Origin of the sequence: Kistimonas scapharcae (genome assembly GCF_039540975.1) — a bacterium.
GTDB classification, from domain to species: Bacteria; Pseudomonadota; Gammaproteobacteria; order Pseudomonadales; family Endozoicomonadaceae; genus Kistimonas; species Kistimonas scapharcae.
The window spans coordinates 35674-60733 of the sequence record NZ_BAABFL010000134.1 but is presented as its reverse complement, the minus strand read 5'-3'; the positions used below and the strand labels follow the sequence as shown (position 1 = coordinate 60733).

The window sequence follows — 25060 nt, the reverse complement described above, 5'->3', positions numbered from 1 at the left end:
TAAACGACCATGTCTGAATGTAATACCGAACACGCTGATGTACTGATCGAGGCGGTCGAAGAAAGCCTGACCCGTACGGGCAAGGTGACCAATCCGGAAGAACTGGTGGTCGGTGTCGACCTGGGTACCGCGTATATCGTGTTGGTGGTGCTGGATCGTGACCGGCAACCGCTGGCGACAGAAATGCAGTTCGCCCAGGTGCTGAAAGACGGACTGGTCGTGGACTATGTCGGTGCGCTGCATATTGTCCGCAAACTGAAGGAAAAGTTGGAAGAACGCCTGGGCGTGACGCTGGATAAAGCGGCGATCGCAATGCCTTCCAACTCCGATGAATCCAGCTGTAAGACGCATCGCTATGTGGTGGAAGGCGCAGGCATGGAAGTCGTCAATATGCTGGATGAGCCGACAGCCGCGAACCGCGTGCTGGGCATCCAGAATGGCGCTGTCGTGGATATCGGTGGTGGTACCACCGGTCTGTCCATCTTCCGTGATGGTGAAGTGATCTACACCGCGGATGAAGCGACAGGCGGCACTCATCTGTCTCTGGTGCTGGCGGGTAATTACAAGACCAGCTTCGAGGAAGCGGAAGAGTTCAAGAAGAACCCGGCCAACCATCGCGATGTGGTGACCATTGTCCGCCCCGTGATTGAAAAAATGGGTTCCATTGTCCGTGACCATATTCAGGGTTATGACGTGGAAGACATCTACCTGGTCGGTGGCACCACCTGCCTGCCTGACTTTGAGGCGGTGGTGGAAAAGCAGACCGGTGTGCGTACCCATAAGCCGAAAAATCCGTTCCTGGTGACACCACTGGGTATTGCCATCAGTGCGCTGGAAGCGCTTGAGACGCCTGAGGAAAATGCAGCATGAACACGGATGCACTGGTTGAACTGATTGCCCGTCGTGTACTGGAAGAATTACTGGCTCGTTCCGGCAGCCTGACGACGGAAGCCGTCAAAAAGGAAACGGTTCTGGTGGTCGGTGACTGCGCTGACCGTGATGCGCTTGCCGAGAAGCTCGGGCAGGGTTTCAGCCTGAGCTTTGCCGCAGACCTGGAAACGCCTGAAGCGGCGGCATTTGATCATATTGTTCTGGCCAGCCTGCCTAACAGCTTGTTATCAGCACTGACTATTGGCCTGGAGCGCGGCAGTGAAGGTTGTGTGCTGGTTGAGTCCCTGTTGCTGGGTAAAACCGTGCATATTCTGGAAGAAGGTATTGCTTACCGTCGTTTCCGTGAAACGGCAAAGCCAGCCTTCTACAAGGTTTTCCAGAATAAGGAAGAACAACTGCTGTCGTTCGGTATGCAGGTGACCGGGCTGGAGAGTCTGGCGGCTGCGCTGCGTGGACAGGTTCCACCTGCAGCACCTGCGCCTCAGCAGGCGACTGTTAATGAGGTGGCTTACCAGGTGGCTCCACCTGCTGAAGTCAGCATGACTGACACGTCGGTTACCGGGCAGAGCTGTGAGTTGACTCAGCGCGTTGTCGGCGAGCGGGATCTGCGTCGCTGCCTGGAGCAGGGCTACACGCACATCACGCTGGGCCCTGACAGTCTGTTGACACCACTGGCAAAAGACTACATCCGCATGACATCAGAACTGGATGTCGTGACGCTCTGACCCATCTTTTGAGGGGATGCGCAAGATTGCGCATTTTTTGGCGGCCATTTTATGGCCGCCTTTTTTATGATTGCTGGAAAAGTATTAACGAATGGTGTCGGCCATAATAAGGTGCTTGTATATTCATTTCTGCGCATTTGGTGTTATATTTTGAAGGCTTACTTATGCGAACAAGAATAATACTATCACGCCTGTTAGTGTATCGGTCAGGGTAACTGACCGCTTGATAGATCGACTATTGGTTTAAGCGTTGTCATAATAAATGGCCTTATATAAGCTTTTTATAGCTTATATGTTCAATGTCGACTGATAGTGATTAATACAATTCGAAGCGCTTAGCCACTCCAGATTATAAAAACATTGTGTTGTGAATCGGAAGGCTACTGTTTATTTCCGTTTTTTTTCTCATTCACATGGAACTATATCGTAGATGCTTGGTCGCATAATTAATTAAGTGTTCTATTTATCAAGGAGAGATGTGAAATATGTTTTCAGTAGGTGATTATACTGGCTCGGATTCGAGGCAGGCGAGTACTGACGCTCATTGTCAGTCTGCCGATGGCAACTGGGCAACATGGAATGTCGGTGCTGCCGCTGGCCAACCACAAAATGCAATAAAACACTCGTGCGGAGAATATCAGCCTATACAGACAGTTCGTTTGGTTAAGCTGCTATCAATCGAGGATGGCAAGTTGCAATTAACCGTGAACAATTCCGAAGAAGATTATATACCCTGTCAATTGAATGATGGGATACAAATCGTGGATGCTATTGCCGAGTCAGTCGATGCTTGTGATACCGGTGTGAGCTTCCCTATAGTCGCTAAATGGCATTCACGTATGGATATGTTTGATAAAAGAGAGGGGTGTCAGAGGTTGGCGATTCACTTCAAGGATTATTTTTCCAGAACTGGTATGTTTCCCTCTCCTTCCGAATCTGATGACTCTGATGGTATAACCTTACGTTGTTATTATTGTGACACCGGAATGCACATTAATAATGTTGAAGATCTGTCTGAGCTATCCGATCGATTAGGTCAGGCATTGTTTCATCTGGGTGGTAAAAAGAAATGTGAATTTATCAGTGCCTTATTGGAAACTGAACCCTATAGTGAAATTTTTTGCTCACTCTATAGTGAGGGCTCAATCAATATTGGAAGAACCATTGATGGAAGGCTGTATTGTGGCTCAGATTCTGGGTGTGATTCAGGTTATGGCCTTAGTGCATCAGAAAGCAGAAGTAGTTTGGGTGGTAGTTGGGACTCATTAACGAGTGCTGATGTTCGGATGTCGGATGCGTCCGCATCGTCTGATTCCGGCTTGCTGCCTTTTAACGAGGATGATTTTCCGGTGCACTCTGATGATGAGAATAGTGGCAGCACAGTGCTATGTGAAGCCATGACTAAACCAGAGCCAAAGGATAAGTGTATTTATTGTTGCGAGAATGTTGTGAATACCGTTGCCTTACCGTGTGGACATATGTTTGCTTGTAAAGTCTGTGCGATTGAAAAACATAAATTGAAGGTCTGTGGTTTTTGTAGACAAGAAGCCTTCATCAAGCAAACCTTTGCGGCAGGATTTTCTCCCGACTAATTCACAACAAGTAATAGTTCTTGTCTCATGTTGGTTCATGACTTTCTCAATAAAGATTATTTTTAACCTACCCTTTTTATTCGATTTTTCATCTTGGATATAAAAATATTTTGGCTGTGATGTCGCACCTACCCATAGGCAGGTGCGGTGCACCCCTTTCATTTATTAGTTATGGCAGGCTGTTGCTTGACCGAGTGACTCCCAGTCACTGTTGTTCCCTTCATCGGGATAGGCGCCATAAACCGGCGTGAGTAACCGGAAGTATTCTGTTATACCCTCGTTGTAATCATCGTAACGGTAAATATCACCAACCTGTCCCATATTGTTGGGGGTATCCAGCCAGTAGTGACACTTGGGGGTGTTATAGATGGTAGTGAATGATGTCAGTGTCCTCAGGCTGGTTGTGTCATTATCCTCAGTATCCATGGCTCGCATCTGAAGTTGGCCTGTATCAGTATCATGTGCGAGTAGAAGGCAGGAACGGGTATTCTGAAGATAATCTGAACTTTCCAGCCATTGCCAGCGTTGACTGAGGCGGGCATCACAACGGTTCAGGCGGCTCATGTCGTCACCATCAAGGCACATGGTTGTATCCAGTGTACTCAGATAACGCCCCATTGCGTCGTAAATAAAGGCCTGGTGCTTGCTGATCAGGCTGCACTCCTGTGGAGACAGGTTGAAATCATTGTCATAGCTCAGGCAGAGATTGTTGAAACTGCCCAGCTGCAGGTTAACCGGATAGCCGCCGGTGAACACGGGATGATTCCAGTCGACCGTAAAGCCGGCATGCGCGGTGATGTATTGGTCAAGGTGGTCTGTCTCGAAGGCTTCATAGGCGACATGAGCGCCAATCAGGTAAAAATAGAGGAATGCGCCCGTATATAGAGGGCGCGCTTGTACGGATGTGTCCAGAGAAAACGTCGTCGTACCGGATTCCTGACTGTTAGCTTTATAAATAACATCAAGTCGCGGCGTAAAGTTGGAATAGGCGATCGGGCTTATTTTGCTGGTGTCGACCGGATAGGTCACGTAAGAATCAAACACCGGATCAGTGCCCTTGGATAACAGGGAGTCCCGGCTGGCGTATTCACTTCTTTCCCAGGTGAAAAGAACTTCGCGGTCACTCGGGGTGGCTTTCTGGATACTGTATTCTTCCGTGCTGAATGTCAGGGTACGATTCTGCTCATAGGCGGCAATTGGAATCAGCAACCCCTTGGCACCCTCTTGTGTGTTTTCTGTTCCCAGTTCGGCTGAAACACCCAGAGAAAAACCGGAGGTTTCCGTCTTCTCATACTGCGGGTTGATATTCGAAGATGGGGTGGTTTTCAATATTGACGCTTTATCATTCGAAGCCTTGATGGAGAGTTCGTATGACTGGGCATAGACATCCGTACTCCAGTCGCGATACCAGCTGTTTACGCCGGTATAACCCGGCTTGGTAACACGGTGCCCCAGGCGACTGTTCAGGTGTATACCGGCGCCTGAAACGTCGTCATCCAGGGTGATACGAACGATTTTTGCGTCCGGTGTGGCAGAGCCGGTGGTGCCGTATTGCAGTGAACGTTCCCAGTTGACGCGGTAAATAAGGGAAATATTGCCACGTTCACAAAAGTTGGACGTCCCCTTTTCCGGCCAGATATAAGAGGTTGGGAATGTGCACTCCTCACTGGTCATTGGGTGAAACATGTTGATGTAAAACGCCAGGTGCGGCAGGGAGGTTTGCTCGTCTGGGCTGCTGACAGTACGATACTCCCGCATGGATCGGGCCTGATCGCGCAGCTCGATCGCATCAAGGTTTTCAATGAGCTCCGGAAGCGTGATGTCATCCTGGCTGTTGTAGGGGGTGTAGAGCATCTGCTCCTTATAGCGACTCACCATGAGCCGATCCTGATCAAAAGCGATACCAAACAGGTTTTGCACGGCTTTGCGCATTTCAGCAACGCTGCGGGAAGCTTGTTTGTCGACAACATCAATCAGGTATTTTTCACCCTCATCGATGACATGGTGACGCAAGGTGTTGTAAACAGACTCACTGTCAGCAGCGACATTCAACAGATCCACAATATGGATGACATTAACGGTTTGTCCTGTCGGAACGATGTAGTGATCCTCATCAATATTTGTGGCAGAACTGTTCTGGATACTGCCCGTCAGGGCAAGCAGGCATAAAAACGTTTTTCGCAATGAAACGGACATGGAAATTAAACCTCTCTGTGTTAACTACCCGTTCTGATTGCGAAACCGAGGTAAAGTTTCCTTTGTCCCGTGGATTTGTTCACGGTATGGGCTGCTTGGTTCCTGAAAAAACGTGAATAAAAGCAGGGGATTACGCGTCCTGAACCCAATTGATGTATGTCACTGTTTGATGATATTTCAGGCAGGTTTTGACTGCTCAACCCCACCTCTTTTGACCTGGTTCAATCTGACGGTCTGGCACTGCGGTTACCATGCGCCACCATCGAAAATTTTCTGTATGGCTGTCCCGGTGATTCTCTGTCCGCCACAGCTGTACCGGATAGCCACGAGAGAGCCATGGACTTAGTTGAACTCGTCCGCAAGGCCGGTGTCGTCGGTGCCGGCGGTGCCGGTTTCCCTACCCACGTCAAACTGAATGCCGAAGCGGAATACCTGATTATCAATGCAGCGGAATGTGAACCGCTGCTGCAGACCGACCAGTTCCTGATGCGCGAGCGTCCGGCGGAGTTGATTGGCGGTATCCTGCTGGCCAGTGCCCAGATCAAGGCCGAGAAAGCCGTGATCGCGGTCAAGGGTAAGTACGGCCGTGAAATTGCCGCACTGCGTGACACCATCGCACGGATGGATGCCCCGGTAGAGATTTTCGAACTGCAGAATTTCTATCCGGCCGGTGACGAGCAGATGACCGTGTACGAAGTCACCGGACGCTCTGTACCCCCCGGCGGTATTCCGCTGAACGTGGGCTGTGTCGTTTCCAACGTCGCCACAATGATCAACGTGTTCGAAGCGACCCAGGATATCCCCGTCACTGAGAAATACGTTTCTGTGCTGGGTGATGTAAATGAGCCGCGCGTGATCAAGGTACCGGTGGGCACCTCTTTTGAAGAGTGTCTGGCGGCGGCTGGTGGTGTCAGCATTCCGAAGTTCTGCATTATCCGTGGCGGCCCGATGATGGGCGGCATGGTGCATGAGCACGAATTGGCGGACATGTACATCACCAAGACCGATGGCGCTTTGATTGTTATCCCGGCTGACCATTACCTGGTCGAGCGTGCGGATGAAACCGAAATCCAGATGCTCAACCGCGCCCGTGCCTGCATCAGTTGCGGTTACTGCACCGACCAGTGCCCCCGTTACCTGATCGGCCATCCGCTGCATCCGCACAAGATGATGCAGGCCGTGAAGTACGCGAAGGAGATCGATGAATCCCTGAGCGAAGCGCTGCTGTGCTGCGCCTGTGGTGTCTGTGAAATGTATGCCTGCCCGATGGGTATCTCTCCGCGCCAGGTGAACCTGTATATCGCCGGCAAACTGCGCGAGAAAGGCATTCGTTACCAGCACGATGGCAGCGAAGTGATTGCCCGTGAAAACCGTGAAATGCGCAAGGTGCCGCCGCACCGTCTGATTTCACGTCTGGATCTCGGCAGCTATGACCATCAGCCGCTGAAGGAGTTCCGCGATGTGGCCATCGATAAGGTCACCGTATCCCTGTGGCAGCACATCGGTGCGCCGAGTGAAGCAGCGGTCAAGGTGGGTGACGCCGTGGTCAGAGGCCAGGTGATCGGTAACATTCCGGAAGGCAAGCTGGGCTCCACGATCCACGCCAGTATCGACGGCCAGGTGGTCGCAGTGAATGAAAGTCAGGTTGTTATTGCCCGAGGTCATGCGTAATGAGTAATGCACTGGGATTGCTGGAATTCACCAGCATTGCAAAGGGAATCCAGGCGGCGGACGCCATGACCAAGGCGGCTGACGTGCGTCTGCAGGAAGCCAAGACCATCTGCCCGGGTAAGTACCTGGTCATCGTGTCCGGTGATGTGGCGGCGGTACGTGCTTCTGTGGAAGCCGGTGAAGAGATCGGCCGCCAGACCATCGTTGATCGCCTGCTGATCCCGAATATTCACGAAGAGCTGATTGCCGGCCTGAGCGGCATGACCGATATCCAGCACACCGGCGCCGTCGGCGTACTGGAATTCTTTAATGTGGCTTCTGCGGTCATCGCTGCGGATGCGGCGGCCAAGGCGGCGGATGTGAAGATGATGGAAGTGCGGCTGGGCATGGCGATTGGCGGTAAGTCGTTCGTGACCATGACCGGTGAACTGTCTGCGGTGAACGCGGCTGTGGATTCCGGTGTGATGGCGGCCAATGAATCCGGCATGCTGATTCACAAGACTGTTATTGCGTCTCCCACCGAAGAACTGTTCCGCAAGTTGCTGTAATCCTGCATGGACAGACCTGTCAGTTAAACTGGTGGGTCTGTCATGACCGAATCCTCTTCCTGTTTTATATCGTTCCCATAATAAAAGACGGTACCTGTTTGTCAGGTGCAGTGCCTCGTATTCATTGATTCAAATTAACCCGCCCGACATAAATCATTTTTTCAATCGCAGGACATGACCAATCTCAACGAATTGAGACTTTGGTGCTTTATTCTGCCGATCCAGTTCTGATCCTGTCTTATTTGTGACATCGCAAGGACGCGCGTAATCGCGTCGTTCTTCTCTGCAGGAGCAATCTGGTCATCACCATGTTTGATCAAGCATCAACTATCCAACTGTCAGACATGCTATTCGGCTGGCAGCCTAACAAACCTGTTATCGATATTGCCGCGTTTGAACTTCAGGCGGGCACCCGCTGCTTTCTGAAAGGTCCCAGCGGCAGTGGTAAAACCACGCTATTGGGGCTGATAGGCGGGGTACTGGAGCCCCAGCAAGGGATGGTCAATATTCTGGGAACGGCGATTAACCAATTGCCGGTCAGCCAGAGAGATACTTTCCGTGCCAACCATATTGGTTACATCTTTCAGATGTTCAACCTGATCCCTTACCTGTCCGTGCTGGAAAATGTGGTCTTGCCTGCGAGTTTTGCGCCGGTGCGAAAAGCGCGTGCCACGCAGAACAGTGCATCGTTGGCAGAGGAAGCCGTGCGTCTTCTGAATCACCAGGGATTAAGTGGACAACATCTTATTCATCGGCCAGTTACCGAGCTGAGTATCGGCCAGCAGCAGCGGGTGGCGGCTGCCCGGGCATTACTCGGTCAGCCCGAGATCATTATTGCCGACGAACCAACCTCAGCCCTGGACAGCGACAGCCGGGAAGCATTCCTCGAATTGCTGTTTGAAGAGTGTCGTTCAGCGGGTAGCACGTTGCTGTTTGTCAGCCACGATTCGTCGCTGGAAGGCATGTTTGACCAAACCATTTCACTGAACGCCATCAACCGTGCTGCGGGCAACACACTGGAGACTTGCTGATGTCGATTCTCGGCCTGACCATCAAAAGTATCCTGAACCGCCGGTTGACTGCGACACTGACCGTGCTGTCCATCGCCATCAGTGTTTTGTTACTGCTGGGGGTTGAACGCATCCGGGTGGAAGCACGGCAGAGCTTTACCAATACCCTTTCCGGCACAGATCTTATCGTCGGTGCCCGTACCGGTGATATTAACCTGCTGCTCAGTTCGGTCTTCCATATCGGCAATGCGTCAAGCAATGTCAGCTGGGAGAGTTATGAAGAGATCCGCAATCATCCTGCCGTTGCCTGGACCATTCCGGTTTCCCTGGGGGATTCCCACCGGGGGCGCAGGGTGATGGGCACCAGCCGTGACCTGTTCAAGCATTTCCGATACCGCGGTGACTCCCCGCTGGTTGTGGCGGATGGCCAGCCATTCTCGGATCTGTTCGATGCGGTGATTGGCGCCGAAGTCGCCAGGAAACTCGGGTATACCGTTGGTCAGGACATTGTTCTGTCGCACGGTGTGGATACTGTTGCCATGCACCATCACGAGGACAAGCCATTCCGAATTAGTGGCATTTTGGCGCCTACTGGCACGCCCATTGATAAAACCATTCTTGTCTCCCTTGAAGGCATCGAAGCCATGCATATTGACTGGCATAACAGCTCGGCACCGGTGCCCGGGCTGGAAACCAGCGCCGAAGAAGCACGAGCAATGGCCCTGCAGCCCACATCCGTTACGGCATTTTATATGGGGCTGACATCAAGGATGGCCACGTTCAGGGTTCAGCGCCTGATCAATGAGTATGGCGATGAAGCCTTGCTGGCCATTCTGCCCGGTGTGGCGTTACAGAACCTGTGGCAGATCGTTGGGGCGGGGGAGAAAGCGCTGCTGTTTGTATCGGGGTTGGTATTGCTGGCAGGGCTGGTGGGGATGTTGACCACGGTGTTGACGTCATTAAACGAGCGTCGTCGTGAAATTGCTATTCTCCGCTCCATTGGCGCGAAGCCTGTTCATACCTTTTTGTTACTGCTCAGTGAAACGCTGATTTATACCGTGGCAGGGTGTGCCCTTGGTATCGGCTTGCTCTATGGCGGTCTGCTGGTGGCGCAACCACTGGTTCAGTCTCAGCTGGGCATTTACCTGCCGATTGGTTTGCCTGTGTTTAAGGAAGTGATGATGCTGGCCGGGATTATCCTGCTATCTGCGACGTTGGGGTTGTTACCAGCGTGGCGTGCTTACAAGCACTCGCTGGCGGATGGTCTGACGGTTCGTGTGTAGGTTCTGACAATGCGATACAACATGATGAAAACTGCATTTATGGTTCGTTTGCTTTCCCGTTGTTCCGTGTTGCTGCTGGCATTGTTGACCAGTACGCAGACTCTGGCAGGCATTCAGGAGGATGTGCTACGGGTTGTCTGGAAAGACCTTCGGCCTCCCGTCGATAAAACGGTGGTCAAGGATTACCGCAACGGTGCCATTACCAAAGCTGTCTTTGATACCTATATGGAAGGCTATGGTCGTAAGATTATTACTGATTACGACAACCAGCTGGTCAAGATTCCCGGTTACCTTGTACCACTGAACATGCGTGATGACATGACGGCGACCCGGTTCCTGCTGGTGCCGACCGCCGGCGCCTGTGTGCATGTACCGCCGCCCAGCCCGAACCAGATCGTTTACATTGAGTATGAAAAAGGGATGGCCTACGAGGAAACGGCCATGTATCCCTACTGGGTCTACGGCAAACTGACGTCTACCATGACGACCAGTGAATACTCGGATGCAATGTACTCCATGAAGGCAGAATTGGTGACAGATTACATTACCTGGTAAAACGTTACTGTGATGGATGAGAAAATAAGCAGGTCTGATCGTTTTTCAGCCTGCTTATTTTTTTATGGGAAAAGGCGTTTTTGGTATTTTAGTGCTAAATATTGACTTATATTCGAGTTGCCTCTCTAAACCCCGATCAGCACTGAAAATTAACGAGAGCCCGTTGACGTAAATCACTATGCACGGGGGGATAAAAACTACTATCCACCGACAGGAAATCTTGTTCCTAACCCCTTTATTTTCTTAGGTATTTCAGGTTTTTTTTTGATTATGACAATCAAAAATATCAGCAAGATTGCTGCGGGTGTTGCCCTGGCTGTTGCCGCTACAGCGTCCTATGGTATGTCGACCTTTGGTTCGCATCCTAAAATCACTGAAGAAGCTGCCAAGTATGGCATGTGGGCGCCGGAAGCCATGCAGCTTCTGAAAGCTTCTGTCGTTTATCCGGATCGTGATTTCAACACTACTGGTGGTAACAAGGACTACATTCCTGAGGTTCATTTTGACCGTTACCAGACAGAAACCAACAAGGAAGCCTTCACCAACGGTATCGTCATGTTCCGCAAGAACCTGGCAGCCGCTTCCAAGATGGCCATTGCCGGTGATCTGAACGGCGCATTCACCTACCTGGGCAGTGCCCTGCATGCGTCTGAAGACTTCATCTCTCACTCCAACTACATTGAGATGACCGAGAAAGAGCAGCGGATTATTGATGAAATCTTTTTTGAAGGCCGCGACATCAATGATATGCCGAAAACCCTGAAACTGACCCACTATGATCCGGACATGCCGATCCCGGGTATTCCTGAGGGCAGTGACTATCCCCACAACATCATGAGCAAGGACTATCCGTTCCGTGGCAAGGTATCCCGTCGTCACTTCCAAAACTACGATGCACTGGGTTATGAAGTCGCTTTCGATAAAGGGGTACGTTACGGTCGTCGTGTATTGAATGCGTTCATGCTGTCAGTGCCTGAAGACGTTTACCGCAACATGACCAACGTTGAACTGTGGAACGTGTATCCGCCGAAAGCAAGCAACTGTAAGGTTGGCAGCGTTGAAAAAATCACGTTTGGTACCGGTATGGATGCCAATGTCAACGTGGTTTGTGAAGGCAAGCCGGATTACGTCTATCCGCCGCTGACGAATCGTAAGCAGCCGCCTGCGGGTTACCTGGATTGATGTTCTGACCAGTGTTTCTTAAAAAAGGCGTACTTTTATGTACGCCTTTTTTAGTTTCGGTGAGTTCGCATGCTTCCAGAGGCTTGTATGCAGGCACAATGATGAGATCGAGTGTTAATATACCTGAGTGAAAATGTTATATGAATTATATCAAGATATCCGATAATAGATCTTTTAATCAGGTATTGTTAATTAAATGGCTGAATTATGGCATCAAAAAGCATAGATTATGGACAATATTTAAGGCCTTCTGATGTGCCCGATTCATACCGTGGGCATGCTTCTGCTAGAAAATTTACTGATAAAACTGTTTCTCTACGCCGGACGTGTTCAATGCTTCATTTAGATGAAATAGAAGAGCTGCCAGATAGTGAAGCATTAAAACCACTGTCGCGTGCTACTAGTTTTCAGGATTTGCGAATAACGGTAAATAATCCTCCTGAACATATGGCACCGTATGAATACTTTTATTTGTCTTCCTTTCTTTGTAAAAGAATGGAGGATAATGATTTTAGTACCTATCAGTTGTTTCGTTTTGCTCAGCAAGCCACTATGGATTTAGATTATTTAGAGCTCCTTGCTGAGAAGGTAAAAAAGATGAAAGAGACGGATAATATGTTTCTTCCAAAACGAGTTTGTGACACTATTTATGATAATATTGGTAGATTAATGCAGAGCTTTCATCTTCTTCGTGGTGATTTAAAACGTTGTATGTCCGCGTTTTCTGATAATAAAAGGATTGATCGAGAATGGTCAGTAAGGACAGTTTTTAAAGACGAAGAAGAGCGCTATGTGGTTACTGTATCTGCAGATAATATGGTCGAACTCTGTAGAAGTAAATGTAAGTCACTTATTTTCTATATGGATAAGTTTCGCGAGAGCTTACCCGCTATTTTTAGATTTTACAGACAAGAGAAACTACCAGACCATATGGATATAAATAATAAAAAATCAGATATGTCTGTAGAAGAAAGATTTGCAAAGCTAGACGAGTGCAGGGCCAAAATGGGAAGAAATTGTGACTGTTTGCAGCAAACATTATCGAGTAGTCCCCGGCAAGCACTTGTTTTCTATAAACAAGAACATCACTCTGTTCATTTGCCTGATGAAAAACCAGTACCGCCTGTGAGAAATCTAGGAGAGGTGAATATCTTACGGAAAGAGGGAGAGCAAGTATTGAAAGACCGGCGGCCATCTTCAGCAAATGGTTGGGTTATAGAGGAAGCTTCACCGTTATCTCTTATGGAGCCGGAATACCATTCCTTTAATTCAATGGAAGAAGCGAATGCGTTTGTTGCGGCGGGCAGATCACAACAGGATACTGAATGCAGGCTGGAAGAGAGTAAGGTGATGCCTGCAATAAGGCTGGGAGTTGATGTCAACCCTAAGCCTAAAGACTATTTCTGTTATCAGCCTGTTCCGAGAGCATTACTTGAAGATATTCTCAAGCAGGGGCAGGAGCTGGTAAGAAAAATGAACGTTTCTCGGGAGGAAACATCCCGAGGAATAGAGCAAAAGACGAAGTTGTCTGAGAAGGAGTGGCAAACTATTGATGATTTGTGTGGGTATGTTAAAAAATTTGAGGCTTTGTGGAGTATATTCATTCCGTCCATTCAAACGTTGTGTGATCAAATATTGGAGATGGAGGTAACCATGCATGAAAAGGAAAGGTTTACCGCTAAACTCAGGCGAAAATTTAAAACAACGGTAAAAGGTTTAAGGAGAACAGAGCGGAAAGAAAAAGCGGTCAGCATTGCAGAAGAAAAACAAACAGGAACGGCTAAAGCTGGCAGACGGCCCCGTGAACGGCATGCTACTATCGGAGAATCGCCCTCAAGGTCGCCAGATAGATCAAGATATTTATCTCCAACCAGAGAATGCTGTTCATTACCAGCAGACTTTTCACCCGCCACATTTGGATTTCAGCTAACTACAAAAGTCATTCCACCGACACCTAGTCCTAGTGATAATAGTAATTCACCCTCTGAAGGTTTATCACCAGAAGTGCCACGTAAGCATTCCAAGTAAGATCTCTGTTATGCACACAGGGTGGATTAGTCTGTTTTTTGAGATTCAGGGTATCCATTCTTTTGGCTGTACAGGTTGCACTACGCTGGACAACGGAGCATGGCGGAGTAGACTCACCTGCGTCGATTGTTTGCGGACATCATTCTGGCCGGGTAAGGGGAAAGCCCATGAGTATCAAGAAGACGGTTTCGATTGCACTGGTTGCGATTGTGGCGCTAATGGTTCTGGTGGTCGTGATCACCCTCCGGAACCTGGATGGTATAGTCAAAGACGTGATTGAGACGACGGGGTCAAAGATCACGGGTACACCCGTCACGCTGAACAGTGTCAAGATCACGCTCCGTGATGGTCGTGGTGAGTTACATCAACTGGCCATCGCTAACCCGAAAGGGTTTGAAAGCCCCTATATTTTCAGCATGAACGAGATCGCCCTGCAGGTGAGCCCCAAGTCCCTGTCGGGTCCGGTGGTTGTCATCAATGAAATCCTTGTTGATGGTATGGATATCACGGCAGAACAGAAAGGTGTGACCACGAATATCCAGACCCTGCTGAAGGATATCAAGGAACGCAGCGCCAAGAAGCCTGCCGGTGAAGAAGAAAAGCCCGCTGAGCCTGCCAAGAAAGAAGAAGGTGCCGATATCCGCCTGATGGTGGAAAACCTCAGTTTCACCAATGCCAAACTGAACCTGATGACTGAAGACAAGGGCGACCATACCCTCAAGATGCCCAATATCGTCATGACCAACCTGGGGGATAAAACCACGGGTTTGACGCCGGACGAACTGAGTGAAGAGATTCTGAACCGCCTGTTGGCACAAACTGAGAAAGTTGTAGCTGACCGCCTGCAGGACATTGCGCGGAAAAAACTGGAAGAAGAGTTATCCAAAAAACTGTCTGATAAAGACAAGGAAAACCTGAACAAACTGAAGTCCCTGTTCCAGTAATCCAGAAACGAAGAGCCCCTTAATGAGGGGCTTTTTTATGGACCAGACAACGGCAGGTTGCATTATTCAACACTAAGGACAATCTTGCCGACCGCTTTACGCGCTTCAAGATGACGGTGTGCGTCTGCTACGTCCCAGATAGTGAACCGCTTCGGGTCAATCAGAGGGTTGATCACGCCGCTGTCGACCAGCCGTGCAATTTCTTCCATGATTTTGCCGTGGGCCGGGCGGTTGATGCCGTGTACCAGCGGGATCAGCATGAGGATGCCATGCAGGCTCAGGCTTTTCAGTACGACTTGTGAAGTGTCGTCTACTGGCAGTGTGGTAGCCACCTCCCCGTTGAAACGTACGGCCTCAAAGCTGCGCTGGATATTGGCGCCGGCGATGGTGTCAAAGACCTTGTCGAACCCTTGCCCATCCGTATATTGACGAACGTAATCCGCTACCGGCGTATCAACGCTATTGACCACATGGTCGGCGTTCAGCTGTCTGGCGGTTTCCAGGTTGCGCGGTGTGGTAGTTGTCGTCACAGTTGCGCCAAAATGTTTGGCCAGTTGGATGGCGATATGACCAACACCGCCTGTAGCGCCGTGTATTAGCAGGTTGTCGCCTTTCTGGATGTTCATCTTGTCGTGCAGCGCTTCCCAGGCGGTTAAGGCTACCAGGGGCAGTGCAGCGGATTCTTCCATAGTCAGGCTGTTCGGCTTATGGGCCATGAGATCGGCGTCAACCAGCATGTATTCCGCGAGCGCTCCATCCTGGCCGGCAATGCCACCGGCGCAGCCATAGACTTCATCACCTGGCTTGAACCGGGTAACTCCATCTCCGACCTCTTTGACAATACCGGCGACGTCACCATGAAGGATCTCCGGCAGGTTGGCTGACCACGGGGTTTCGACAGAGCGGAGCATGGTATCAAGAGGGTTGACGCTGGTCGCTCTTACCTCGACGACCATATGGCCTGCCTTGGCAACAGGCATCGGTTTTTCAGTTTGCTCAAACACGTCAGCAGCGCCTAACTGGCGGACAATCATGGCTTTCATGGAACAGTTCTCATCCAGCTCAAAAAAGATAAACGCAGTCTAGGGGGGCGGGTTCCCGCCCACAAGGCAGCGTCCGGCAAAGGATTTTTGCTTTATGCGCAAAGGTGGCATAAGTTGCCGCACGGATGCTCAAGGTAAACCGGATGCTGGTAGAAACTGCTTACGATGATGACACGTCTTATGTACTTTAATGCGGTGGTGGAAACCGGTAGTTTCTCGGAAGCAGGGCGTGTGCTGGATGTACAGCCGTCATCGGTCTCACGTCAGGTGACTGCGCTTGAGAAAGAGCTGGGAATCGCACTTCTTAACCGCACGACACGGAGTATTGGTCTGACGGAAGCGGGTCGCCAGTATTACGGGTATTCCCGTCATGTGTTGCAGGAGCTGGAGGAGGCCCGCCGAGCGGTTCATGCGTTGTCCGATACACCCCGTGGAAGGTTGCGGCTCAGTATGACGGTGGGGTTTGGTGAGAGCGTCGTACTGCCCTTGATACCCGCCTTTATGGCTCGCTATCCGGACATTGCCGTCGATATTGAGTTGACGGAGCGAGTGGTCGATCTGGTGGATGAAAATATTGATGTGGCCCTTCGCAGTGGTCGATTGCCGGATTCCAGCCTGATTGCCACCAAGGTGGCTGACAATGACTTCCTGCTTTGCGCAACCCCCGCGTTCCTTGCTCAGCAGGGCCAACCATCAACCCCCGATGAACTGACAGCGTTCCAATGCATTCGTTATGGTTATGCTGGCTGGCGGGAATGGTACCTGTTCGATGAGCAACCAGCTCGCCTGCCTATCCAAGGTTCACTCACGGTCAATACGGTACAGGGACAGAAACAACTGGTACTGAACCATGGTGGTATTGCACTGATACCGCGTTGGGCTGTGGAAGATGAACTGAGTCGTGGAGAGCTGGTTCCCCTGCTGCCGAGCCATCGTTTCAGTCCGCAGGAAAACTTAAGTGCCACCTACGCCATTTATCTGAATCGAACACTGGTTTCTGGCAAGGTGCGTGCTTTTCTGGACTTTCTCAGGGCGTCGCTTGCCTAAGTGGTACCGTCTTTACTGTGCCTGGTGGTGCACCACCAGTCTGTATCTTGTCTGCTTCACCCATCGAAACCCAAGGCGGCAGGAGTGGCGCTGAGCTGGCAATCCATGGTTTTCCCGTGTGATGGACTCCGCATCTTCAGGTAGGACATTGGTTTTCAGGCATTTCACTCATACTATGAATGGAGAAGAGCGACGGTATCGATGACGCTTTTGGAAGGGGCACGAGCTTCATATTCAACCAGAGACGCAATGGAGGAAACCGGATTGATGCATTCAGCGCATTCCCGCCAGGGGCATTTGCTGGCATTTGCCGGTGCCCTGTGTCTGACACCTGATGGTGTGCTGGTCAGGCTGGCTGGTGTGGATGATTGGAGCCTTGTCTTCTGGCGAGGCGCCATGATTGCTGCAGCATTGTTCCTGATACTCGCTGCGCGGCATCGTTCACACTTTTGGCATCATGCTATGCCTGGAAGCCGCCGTGCCTGGTTTTGTTCTGTGTTGTTTGCCGCCAGCAGTATGATGTTTGTTCTGGGCATCACGCATACCACTATTGCCAGTGCTTTGGTGATATTGAGCACAACGCCGATGTTTGCTGCCCTATATGGTCGGCTGTTTCTGGGCGAGATAACGCCCTGGCGAACCTGGTTGGCCATGGGGGGCGGGGCGACAGGTATTGCAGTGGTTTTTGCCGGGGACATTCAAGGGGGAAACTGGCAGGGCAATCTGTTTGCACTGGCTTGTGCCTGCTTGACTGCCGCCCATATAACGGTGATTCGCAGTGCTGCATCAGGGATGAATGTCATGTCTGTCTACGGTTGGGGCGGCATGCTATTGGCCAGCGGGTGTCTGCTGCTTGTTCCGTCATTATCGTTTAGTTTCCAGTCGCTGCTGGTACTCGCAATAATGGGGCTGTTATCCGGTTTGGCCTTTTTTATGCTGGGCGAGGGCGCTAAGCGAGTACCGGCGCCGGAAGTGACATTGATGATGTTGTTGGAGCCAACACTGGGACCTGTCTGGGCGTTCCTTGTTCTGGGAGAGATACCGACTCTATGGGCTGTTATTGGAGGGGGGATTGTCATCGTGAGCTTGGTGTTTCATTCAATCGCACATTTTACATCGAACCAGAACGCTTGAATGGAACGTGAAGGACAATTTTTTCCTGTATCTGTTATCTCAGGGAAGTCCTTGTTTCCTTATTTTATGAACTATGACATCTAAAACCAGTCTATAGATACTGTGAAATGAAAAATGTCGACTGGTTTTGATAACAGATTAAATTAAAAAACATACTTTTTATTATTGGGGATTTTTGTTTAGAGATGGACGTTAGGAGTTATGGAATACGGTTTTAATCGAATGCCTGGCCATATGCCTGCATATAGGCATGATAGGGAGATAGATCCACTCGTTCGTTCTGGTAGCTCTCGGCGCATATCTGATGCTGGGGCGAGACAAAGATATATCGAAGATTCAAATGCCTCCTGTTGTTGCAGTATAAGACGTATTCGGGAATTTTTGATTTCTTGTATTGATGCAATCGTTAATTTCTTCTGCTGCAGACAAAATGCAGATCACGCATCCGTTGAAAAACAACCAAATTCCATGTGTAACCAGCCTGATGAATTGACGGTTTATGACTGGAGAGCATTGGATTCTCGCTGGGAAAGAGAGTGCCAAGCAGTGGAAGATATTCATGCTGAGTGTGCTGCTCGCCCCGCTCGGATCGCTTTTGATTTGGTTGATGACGTCTGGAATTTCAATCTTGATGATATCTTCCGTATGCATAACCGCGAGGCAAATTCATGGGAAATATTGAGAGATAGGACAGGTTGGTCTTATTTCAGCACTAATCCGTTCGCAGAGATTATCCGTTTTGCCGGGCCTGACTTTTCTGTTGAACACTTGCAAAGTGCGTTTAGTGATATTTATAAAAAATGCCCGGATAATTATCAACTAAATCGCTACTTCTCTGCATTGATAAATTATATGATCCGAAAGAAAGCATGGATTGATAATCGGAAGGTTGTCAGGGTTACTCAACGGAGGGGGGGAATAAGAACGGAGGATATCGAACACCGTCAGGATAACAGAAGCAGATTAGATAGAGAGAAGGAAATGCGAGAGTTTAAGGAGGAGTGTTGTGAAATTCTCGCTAATCTAATAGAGGCTTCAAACACCTGTGTTGATCAGTTAGGTGATGTTATAGAGGGGTGTTTTGTGAAATATGTTGGTCTTGGTGATCAATATAACGCAAAGAGTGATGCTATAGGACATGCCAGGCTTTGGATGGCATTGAGACTCCATCAATGGAAAATGCGCATTATTGAAGACAGGATACAGTATTATCAAAATCAAGGGCTTCTGAGTGATCGTGCAGAAAAAGAAATGGTAGAACTGAAAAGAATTATCATAAATCATTTGGCCTATTCGAAAGACTCTGATAAATATGGAATAGCACGGAATGAGCTGGCTAATCCAAAGCAGGCAGAAAATTATCAGGATCAAGTGCCCCCTCAGCTTTTAGAGGATGTAAAGAGGAGAATGACTAAAGACAATGCGCTTGATTATATGGTCGATGTAATAGGCACTCCTTGGATAAGAGGAGAAATCACTGGTGCCAACGATATGTGTCTTGAGTGGGTGAAAGACTTTAGTAGAGCATTAATGATTGATGAGTTATCAGACGTTGATTTGACGTCTCTAGATCAAGGTCAATCAGAAATTCTAATGGCTGATGATCAATCGGAAATTACCAGATTGAAACGAGTGAATCGTCAAAGGATGGATCAGTTTTTAGATAGAATGGGCGATTTAGGTACGAATCATCTTACACCAACTGGTGTTATTTATATACTTCAAAGGCTTGGTATCGTGCAGAGTGTATCGCCACATTTGGAACATGGCTTTAGGTGACATTGATGTCGGAATAAATATCAACCTTTGTTGATGTATTCATTTGTCCTGCTACTCATATTGGGTGATTAAGCGGAGATGCTGTCAGTGCATCCCCGCTATTTGGCTATTTACAGCGCGTTGCGGAAAATCTGTTCAATATCCGTCTGGGTGCCCTGGCGGGGATTGGTCAGTGCGCAGGCATCCTTCAGGGCGTTTGCCGCCATGCACGGAATATCGGCTTCGCTGACATTTAATGCGGTCAGGCTGGTGGGAATATTGACCTTCAGCAACAGACGGCAGACTTCCTCAATACCCATCACAGAGGCTTCACGGGCATTTTTACCGTGTACACGGCAACCCAGGAAGTAAGCGACATCGGACAGGCGGTTGGCCGCCGTTTCCATGTTGTAAGCCATCACATAAGGCAGCAGTACCGCGTTGCAGATGCCGTGGGGCAGGCCGTATTTGCCGCCCAGCTGATGGGCCATGGCATGTACGTAGCCCAGACCTGCGTTGTTGAACGCCATGCCGGCCATGAACTGGGCATAGGCCATCTGTTCCCGGGCTTCCTCATCCTGACCGTTTTCCACCGCACGTGGCAGGTATTTCACGATCAGTTCCATCGCCTTGCTGGCGACCGCATCGGTCAGGGGCGTGGCCTGGGTGGAGATGTAGGCTTCAATGGCGTGGGTCAGTGCATCCATGCCGGTGGCAGCGGTCAGGCTGGCCGGCATGCCCAGCATCAGTTGTGGATCGTTGATGGAAATGGCGGGTGTTACGTTCTGGTCAACAATCGCCATTTTTACATGGGTCTGCTCATTGGTGATGATGCAGAACCGTGTCATCTCGGAGGCAGTGCCTGCCGTGGTGTTGATGGCTACCAGGGGCAGGGACGGACTGTGGGAACGGTCAATGCCCACGTAATCGCTGATATCGCCGCCGTTGGTGGCCAGCAATGCAATGGCCTTGGCGCAGTCATGGGGCGAGCCGCCGCCCAGGGAAATCACGAAGTCGCAGCGATTCTTGCGCAGTAGACCCAGGCCGGACTGCACGTTGGCGACAGAGGGGTTCGGGCAGGTGCCGTCGTAGATTACTGCATCAATCCCGTGCTGGAACAGCATATCGGTCACGATGGTGGCAACGCCGACCTTGCACAGCATGGCGTCGGTGACGACCAGTGCCTTGCTGCAATCCATGGCCTTGATCTTGCCGATGGCGCGCGTCAGACAGCCACTGCCCAGCAGGTTGATGGTCGGCATGATGAAATCATGGCCCGCGTGCTGGTCGCTGGGGCTGGGACCCGCCTCGGACAGTGCCGGCGGCTCCTTCGGGTGGGGTTTGCCGTGATGAATGGTGATATCGGCGAGGCGGGCCTTATCGATGGCGCCGGGCGTCAGGATGTAGCCGGGCTCCACGTAAAGGGTGCCGTCGGTACAGAAATTCTCCAGGTTATCCGGGGTGATTAGCTTTTTGGTCAAAACGCGTTGTCCATCGTCGATCAACTCATAAGGGACATAAACTAGCAATGGTAGTGAGTGGAAAAATTGATTTTTGTCAAAAAGTGAGTTGTGTTTGTCGTATAATCATCGGTGATGCCGTCATTGATCAATGTTTAATGATCGGTTTCCTGACCTGTTCTGCAATAGGTTTTGCTTGTGGGAAAAAACAAGAATGTATAAGTACTCTATTCGGATGGTTAAAAGAATAGCGGAGAATAGTGCCGTCATTGTATAAGTGTTTTCAGTTCTCATTATCTATTTTATTTTTTATGGAATGAAAATAGATTGTTATGAGTAAGTGCCATTTAGTATGACACTTACTCTTTTGTTTTTATAACTTTTAGATATTCAGAAGTTGTCCAAATGTATAAGGTTCATCATCGGGAATATCAGTGGGGATAAGTGATTTAAATAGATGCGGTCTCAATAAATCGCTTGATTGGATACACTGATCTTTTAATGAATCGGGTAAAAAATCCCAGAATGTTGTTCTTTGTGGTTGTTGTCTGAAATTAACCTCTGTACCAGCAAACCTGTTCTTGCTGAACTCGCCCTGTGAAGCTAAAGCTTCTTCAGACATTCTTAATGAAACCACAGGACTTCTGAAGCTGGCAGCAGTGCCATCCACGAACCACTCCAGAATAGCAGCAGCTTTCATCGGCTTATCCTGCGTATAGCGAATTTTAAATCCAGCTTGCTCAAGGTTTCTACGTACCGCTTCAGTGTTTGTCAGCGTATTATCATCATCGGCAAAATGATTGAGTTCCTCAAGCGTTTTGAATGCTGTCCCATCAGGCATTCTTTCATTGATGTTGGCGAGAAGCGTTCTGGCACCTGGTAGCTTTTGCGTTGAGCCTGTTTTTAGGTCAACCAGCGTCACATAGGATTCCGGATGGTGGTCTTCATTTCTGGTATGTTCATCCGTCGCATTAGCAATGGCTACAAGATTCTGATTGCCTTCAGGGTTTTCCTGGATTGCAATGAATGTGGGGTAACCTCCACGAAAAACAGTGGGCAGGCTGCGGTAGCCTTTATATAAATCTTGTGCTTTTGTTAAATCATGAATACTGAGCTTATGTTTTAAATCGGCAATTATTTCCTTTATATCCTCATCAGGGAATAAGTCTGCAATTCTATTTTTTATCTCGGCATTGTTGTTCAAGATATCAATGACCTGATTTCCTAAATGCTGGATTAGCAGCGTATGAAAAAATAAATCCATCCATGAATAGGCGAGTTCGTCTCCAGTTAGATTACCCTTTTTCAAGTAGCTTATAATTTGTTCTTTGGTCATTGTGCCTTTATCTTCAGGTTCAAGCGCTGTGCGTAGTTTGTAGGCGAATCGTAACGTTTCAATATCTGTTTTTTCGAATGACATCACGCGTTGAAATGCCTCGAAAAGATCCAAATTGCCTGAGTCTATAGTTTTGCCGGCGAGTGCAGACTGAATTTTTTTAAAGTCTTCAGCCCCTAGCGCTTGCTCTTTTATAGCGGTGGCGTGTGCTTGTAATGGATTACTTGTTTGCGCGGCAATCGTACGTTTTTCGCTAGAAATTTGTGGTGCCATTGTGTCTGTCTGATGTTGGCTTACCTGAGTAGTATCCTCTGTTGCGAGTTTAGACAAGTGTTCAGGAAGATTTTCTTGTGAAGAGCTTTTAAGTGGGCTTGTTGGTACTGTTCTTTCCATATCTTATACCTCTAAAGACTGTGGTGTTGAATACATGTTTCACTGGTTATATTGAAACTGCTGTAATGAAAAACCTTATTTGATATAAGGTCACTGATTATGACCACCAGATCATTTAAATGATCATTGCATTGCTGGAAATAGTTGAGATCTCTAACAGAAATGTTATTTGGACGTTTCTAGGTGCGGATAAGTACACTGCTATTTTAATCGTCATGAAAGTCATGTGTTCATTTTTTGTCGTTCTTTTATTTTTTTAAACTATTTTGTTGATGATAGATTTTTGTTAAGCCAAGCGTTAATTAGCGATTATACGAGTCTACATATGTCTGATACTGCTTACATGGCTGAGGCCATCGACTTTGCCCAAACGAACCGTGTCTGGCCCTTTGCGGCAGTGATTGTGCATGATGTGACGGGCGATATTCTCGTGCGCGCAACGGATGCTGCCCATATCAGTCCGCTCTATCATGCAGAAACCCTGGCCCTTCATGTGCTGGCAACAGAAATGCCGGAATATCAGGACAATGGGGAGACTTTTACGCTCTACTCCACCGCAGAGATTGAGCCTATGGGCATGGGCTGTTTGTTCTGGGCTAACCTGCTGGGTTTTTCGGTATCCCGCGCAGTCTATGGCGCATCGCTGAATGCGATCAATCATATATGGGGTTGGGGGGATCAAATGGATTCACGGATGTTTAACCGGACTTTTGAACACGCCTCGGTAGTGATTGATGGTCCTGTTATGGAAACGGAGTGCCTGGCGCTGTTTGAGCAGGCTCACAAGTATCAGGATACGCTGGATCTGCAGCGCCCGGGTAAAACACTTTCCATGAATCCGACTGACTTCTGGGATATTGTCACGCCACAGGGCACCCGGGACTGATCGTTCTCTCAGTGTTCAGGGCTATGGTAAGTATGGCTGACAGCGATGTGCTATTGGTTGTCTTTCAGGTGATCATATAATGCAATGAACAGACACGTTTTGCCGCTTTTTGATGACCTATTACGATGCCCTTATACCGCTATGATGATGTACAGGATCCGGACACACTGGATTGCCCGCTGATGGGAATTGCGGTGGATTCCGGACCCCACGAATCGCCCAGTCATCAGCACCAGAAAGCCCAGCTTCTTTATGCCGTTGAAGGCAGCATGACGATTACCATGGCGGACACGCTGTGTATCTTATCGCCTAACCGTGCCGCCTGGATACCGCCGGGGGTTGAGCATAGTACGTGTACACAGGGGTTCCATTATCGCAGCCTGTATTTTGATACCCGTTATTTCACGTCCCTGCCGATTAGTCAGAGTCTTCTAAATGTCGCCCCTCTTTTTCGGGAATTGATCCTGCGAGTCTGTGAATGGCAGCCAGGCTATCCTGAGGACGGGGCTGAAATGCGGCTTGCTACTGTTCTTCAGGACGAATTAATCCGAGCTGTTCGTGCCGATCTCATGCTGCCTCTGCCACAGGACAGGCGCTTGCGGGGGATAGCGGATCATTTATTACAACATCCTGATGATGGCCGTATATTGACCCGGCTTGCAGCGGATGTCGGTGCCAGTAGCCGCACGATAAGCCGGCATTTTCGGCATGAAACCGGTATGAGTTTCAGTGCCTGGCGGCAGCAGTTGCGCTTATTGAAAGCAATGGAATTGTTATCTGAGAAGTTACCTGTATCGAAAATAAGCGCTCAATTGGGCTTTGCCAGTGACAGTGCGTTTATTGCGATGTTCCGGCGGCAGACGGGGGTGTCTCCAGGGCGGTATTTTCTTTAGATAAAGGCTCATTCATAGATGTCTTCCCAGGGCCTGGGGGTCATCAGGTATGTTTCCAGGCTTGTATCAAGTTCATCGATTTCTGATTTGAATGCCCAATAAACAGAGGGCAGGAACGTCAGTACACCGCCAATAACGCCGAATGCCAAACCAAAGCCAAAACCCATGACCCCGGCAAGGAAAACACAGGGAACCATGATCGCTGTAATTCCCCTGTTTTCTATTGATTGCCATGCTTCATCAGCAATCGAACAGGTAAAAGCCTTGGTGGTCATGACAATATCTGATATCAGCCGTCGCAATGGATATGTAATACGAAATATTGCCCGTCCAAAAGCCGTGCGTTTAATGGGGGCATTATTTTGATTTGTCTCTGGATTGTGGCAACAGGAAGAAGTACCTTGTAGGCTGATGCATGACATAATATGTTCCTTAATGTTCGTTTGACGAAGGTACTAATTCCTCCGGATAGATACACCCAAAGA

The 25060-nt window shown here is 49.2% G+C and carries 21 protein-coding genes; 16 read left to right on the top strand and 5 right to left on the bottom strand.

All coding sequences use genetic code 11. The annotated features are described in order from the left end of the window. Positions 1-9: 9 nt before the first annotated feature. From eutJ to ABD892_RS09550, 3 genes are all read left to right on the top strand, one after another. Complete coding sequence (gene eutJ, locus ABD892_RS09560) at positions 10-870, top strand: ethanolamine utilization protein EutJ (protein ID WP_345195357.1); 861 nt, start codon at positions 10-12, stop codon at positions 868-870. Continuing rightward, the gene (locus ABD892_RS09555) at positions 867-1616 is read left to right on the top strand and encodes a hypothetical protein (RefSeq protein ID WP_345195355.1); all 750 of its coding nucleotides are present in this window, start codon (positions 867-869) and stop codon (positions 1614-1616) included. Before eutJ ends, ABD892_RS09555 begins: the two co-directional genes overlap by 4 nt. A gap of 485 nt (positions 1617-2101) precedes the next feature. After that, positions 2102-3208 carry an RING finger protein gene (locus ABD892_RS09550; RefSeq protein WP_345195354.1) on the top strand — a complete coding sequence of 369 codons (1107 nt, stop codon included), beginning with the start codon at positions 2102-2104 and terminating at the stop codon, positions 3206-3208. Between the two features lie 165 nt (positions 3209-3373). Here ABD892_RS09550 and ABD892_RS09545 read toward each other — a convergent pair whose 3' ends face one another. Next, complete coding sequence (locus ABD892_RS09545; RefSeq protein ID WP_345195353.1) at positions 3374-5404, bottom strand: leukocidin family pore-forming toxin; 2031 nt, start codon at positions 5402-5404, stop codon at positions 3374-3376. A gap of 336 nt (positions 5405-5740) precedes the next feature. Between ABD892_RS09545 and ABD892_RS09540 the strand changes: the two genes are divergently transcribed. The 8 genes from ABD892_RS09540 to ABD892_RS09505 all read left to right on the top strand — a co-directional run bounded on the left by ABD892_RS09540 (position 5741) and on the right by ABD892_RS09505 (position 14625). Next, the gene (locus ABD892_RS09540; protein WP_345195351.1) at positions 5741-7075 is read left to right on the top strand and encodes a 4Fe-4S dicluster domain-containing protein; all 1335 of its coding nucleotides are present in this window, start codon (positions 5741-5743) and stop codon (positions 7073-7075) included. Continuing rightward, entirely contained in the window at positions 7075-7623 is a 549-nt protein-coding gene (locus ABD892_RS09535; RefSeq protein WP_345195350.1) for a BMC domain-containing protein, read from the top strand. Before ABD892_RS09540 ends, ABD892_RS09535 begins: the two co-directional genes overlap by 1 nt. A 308-nt stretch (positions 7624-7931) precedes the next feature. Further along, positions 7932-8654 (top strand): ABC transporter ATP-binding protein, encoded by a 723-nt coding sequence (locus ABD892_RS09530; protein WP_345195348.1) that lies wholly within the window; start codon positions 7932-7934, stop codon positions 8652-8654. Next, a complete protein-coding gene (locus ABD892_RS09525) occupies positions 8654-9916 on the top strand; it encodes an ABC transporter permease (protein ID WP_345195347.1) in 1263 nt (420 codons plus the stop codon). The genes ABD892_RS09530 and ABD892_RS09525 overlap by 1 nt, the downstream gene beginning before the upstream one ends. A gap of 21 nt (positions 9917-9937) precedes the next feature. Next, a complete protein-coding gene (locus tag ABD892_RS09520; RefSeq protein ID WP_345195346.1) occupies positions 9938-10471 on the top strand; it encodes a DUF3299 domain-containing protein in 534 nt (177 codons plus the stop codon). Between the two features lie 270 nt (positions 10472-10741). Continuing rightward, positions 10742-11653, top strand: coding sequence for an HET-C-related protein (locus tag ABD892_RS09515; RefSeq protein ID WP_345195344.1), 912 nt, complete (start codon positions 10742-10744; stop codon positions 11651-11653). Between the two features lie 207 nt (positions 11654-11860). Next, entirely contained in the window at positions 11861-13681 is a 1821-nt protein-coding gene (locus ABD892_RS09510; RefSeq protein ID WP_345195343.1) for a hypothetical protein, read from the top strand. A gap of 167 nt (positions 13682-13848) precedes the next feature. After that, the gene (locus ABD892_RS09505) at positions 13849-14625 is read left to right on the top strand and encodes a DUF748 domain-containing protein (protein WP_345195342.1); all 777 of its coding nucleotides are present in this window, start codon (positions 13849-13851) and stop codon (positions 14623-14625) included. 62 nt (positions 14626-14687) lie between these two features. On the opposite strand, the gene ABD892_RS09500 is transcribed toward ABD892_RS09505, so the two are convergent. After that, complete coding sequence (locus tag ABD892_RS09500) at positions 14688-15668, bottom strand: zinc-dependent alcohol dehydrogenase family protein (RefSeq protein WP_345195340.1); 981 nt, start codon at positions 15666-15668, stop codon at positions 14688-14690. A 165-nt stretch (positions 15669-15833) separates the two neighbouring features. Between ABD892_RS09500 and ABD892_RS09495 the strand changes: the two genes are divergently transcribed. The 3 genes from ABD892_RS09495 (at position 15834) to ABD892_RS09485 (ending at position 19628) form a co-directional block, all read left to right on the top strand. Continuing rightward, positions 15834-16715, top strand: a complete 882-nt coding sequence (locus tag ABD892_RS09495) for a LysR family transcriptional regulator (RefSeq protein WP_345195339.1) — start codon at positions 15834-15836, stop codon at positions 16713-16715. A 267-nt stretch (positions 16716-16982) separates the two neighbouring features. Beyond that, positions 16983-17849, top strand: coding sequence for a DMT family transporter (locus ABD892_RS09490; RefSeq protein WP_345195337.1), 867 nt, complete (start codon positions 16983-16985; stop codon positions 17847-17849). A gap of 201 nt (positions 17850-18050) precedes the next feature. Continuing rightward, the gene (locus ABD892_RS09485; RefSeq protein WP_345195336.1) at positions 18051-19628 is read left to right on the top strand and encodes a hypothetical protein; all 1578 of its coding nucleotides are present in this window, start codon (positions 18051-18053) and stop codon (positions 19626-19628) included. 110 nt (positions 19629-19738) lie between these two features. Here ABD892_RS09485 and ABD892_RS09480 read toward each other — a convergent pair whose 3' ends face one another. Continuing rightward, positions 19739-21088: an iron-containing alcohol dehydrogenase gene (locus ABD892_RS09480; RefSeq protein ID WP_425559216.1), complete on the bottom strand. Its 1350-nt coding sequence runs from the start codon at positions 21086-21088 to the stop codon at positions 19739-19741. Positions 21089-21449: 361 nt separating this feature from the next. Continuing rightward, positions 21450-22796, bottom strand: a complete 1347-nt coding sequence (locus ABD892_RS09475; RefSeq protein WP_345195335.1) for a hypothetical protein — start codon at positions 22794-22796, stop codon at positions 21450-21452. A 325-nt stretch (positions 22797-23121) separates the two neighbouring features. Here ABD892_RS09475 and ABD892_RS09470 point away from each other — a divergent pair, with 325 nt between their 5' ends. Both ABD892_RS09470 and ABD892_RS09465 read left to right on the top strand, forming a co-directional pair. After that, a complete protein-coding gene (locus ABD892_RS09470; RefSeq protein ID WP_345195333.1) occupies positions 23122-23682 on the top strand; it encodes a cytidine/deoxycytidylate deaminase family protein in 561 nt (186 codons plus the stop codon). A gap of 125 nt (positions 23683-23807) precedes the next feature. After that, on the top strand, positions 23808-24575 hold the full coding sequence (locus ABD892_RS09465) for an AraC family transcriptional regulator (RefSeq protein ID WP_345195332.1): 768 nt from the start codon (positions 23808-23810) through the stop codon (positions 24573-24575). A gap of 8 nt (positions 24576-24583) precedes the next feature. Here ABD892_RS09465 and ABD892_RS09460 read toward each other — a convergent pair whose 3' ends face one another. Next, positions 24584-24997 carry a hypothetical protein gene (locus tag ABD892_RS09460; protein ID WP_345195331.1) on the bottom strand — a complete coding sequence of 138 codons (414 nt, stop codon included), beginning with the start codon at positions 24995-24997 and terminating at the stop codon, positions 24584-24586. Positions 24998-25060: the final 63 nt, after the last annotated feature.

Bases quoted from the DNA above. Each gene is read 5' to 3' on its own strand.
- eutJ (WP_345195357.1), top strand. From the start codon at position 10: ATGTCTGAATGTAATACCGAACACGCTGATGTACTGATCGAGGCGGTC.
- ABD892_RS09555 (WP_345195355.1), top strand. From the start codon at position 867: ATGAACACGGATGCACTGGTTGAACTGATTGCCCGTCGTGTACTGGAA.
- ABD892_RS09550 (WP_345195354.1), top strand. From the start codon at position 2,102: ATGTTTTCAGTAGGTGATTATACTGGCTCGGATTCGAGGCAGGCGAGT.
- ABD892_RS09545 (WP_345195353.1), bottom strand. From the start codon at position 5,404: ATGTCCGTTTCATTGCGAAAAACGTTTTTATGCCTGCTTGCCCTGACG.
- ABD892_RS09540 (WP_345195351.1), top strand. From the start codon at position 5,741: ATGGACTTAGTTGAACTCGTCCGCAAGGCCGGTGTCGTCGGTGCCGGC.
- ABD892_RS09535 (WP_345195350.1), top strand. From the start codon at position 7,075: ATGAGTAATGCACTGGGATTGCTGGAATTCACCAGCATTGCAAAGGGA.
- ABD892_RS09530 (WP_345195348.1), top strand. From the start codon at position 7,932: ATGTTTGATCAAGCATCAACTATCCAACTGTCAGACATGCTATTCGGC.
- ABD892_RS09525 (WP_345195347.1), top strand. From the start codon at position 8,654: ATGTCGATTCTCGGCCTGACCATCAAAAGTATCCTGAACCGCCGGTTG.
- ABD892_RS09520 (WP_345195346.1), top strand. From the start codon at position 9,938: ATGATGAAAACTGCATTTATGGTTCGTTTGCTTTCCCGTTGTTCCGTG.
- ABD892_RS09515 (WP_345195344.1), top strand. From the start codon at position 10,742: ATGACAATCAAAAATATCAGCAAGATTGCTGCGGGTGTTGCCCTGGCT.
- ABD892_RS09510 (WP_345195343.1), top strand. From the start codon at position 11,861: ATGGCATCAAAAAGCATAGATTATGGACAATATTTAAGGCCTTCTGAT.
- ABD892_RS09505 (WP_345195342.1), top strand. From the start codon at position 13,849: ATGAGTATCAAGAAGACGGTTTCGATTGCACTGGTTGCGATTGTGGCG.
- ABD892_RS09500 (WP_345195340.1), bottom strand. From the start codon at position 15,668: ATGAAAGCCATGATTGTCCGCCAGTTAGGCGCTGCTGACGTGTTTGAG.
- ABD892_RS09495 (WP_345195339.1), top strand. From the start codon at position 15,834: ATGATGACACGTCTTATGTACTTTAATGCGGTGGTGGAAACCGGTAGT.
- ABD892_RS09490 (WP_345195337.1), top strand. From the start codon at position 16,983: ATGCATTCAGCGCATTCCCGCCAGGGGCATTTGCTGGCATTTGCCGGT.
- ABD892_RS09485 (WP_345195336.1), top strand. From the start codon at position 18,051: ATGGAATACGGTTTTAATCGAATGCCTGGCCATATGCCTGCATATAGG.
- ABD892_RS09475 (WP_345195335.1), bottom strand. From the start codon at position 22,796: ATGGAAAGAACAGTACCAACAAGCCCACTTAAAAGCTCTTCACAAGAA.
- ABD892_RS09470 (WP_345195333.1), top strand. From the start codon at position 23,122: ATGTCTGATACTGCTTACATGGCTGAGGCCATCGACTTTGCCCAAACG.
- ABD892_RS09465 (WP_345195332.1), top strand. From the start codon at position 23,808: ATGCCCTTATACCGCTATGATGATGTACAGGATCCGGACACACTGGAT.
- ABD892_RS09460 (WP_345195331.1), bottom strand. From the start codon at position 24,997: ATGTCATGCATCAGCCTACAAGGTACTTCTTCCTGTTGCCACAATCCA.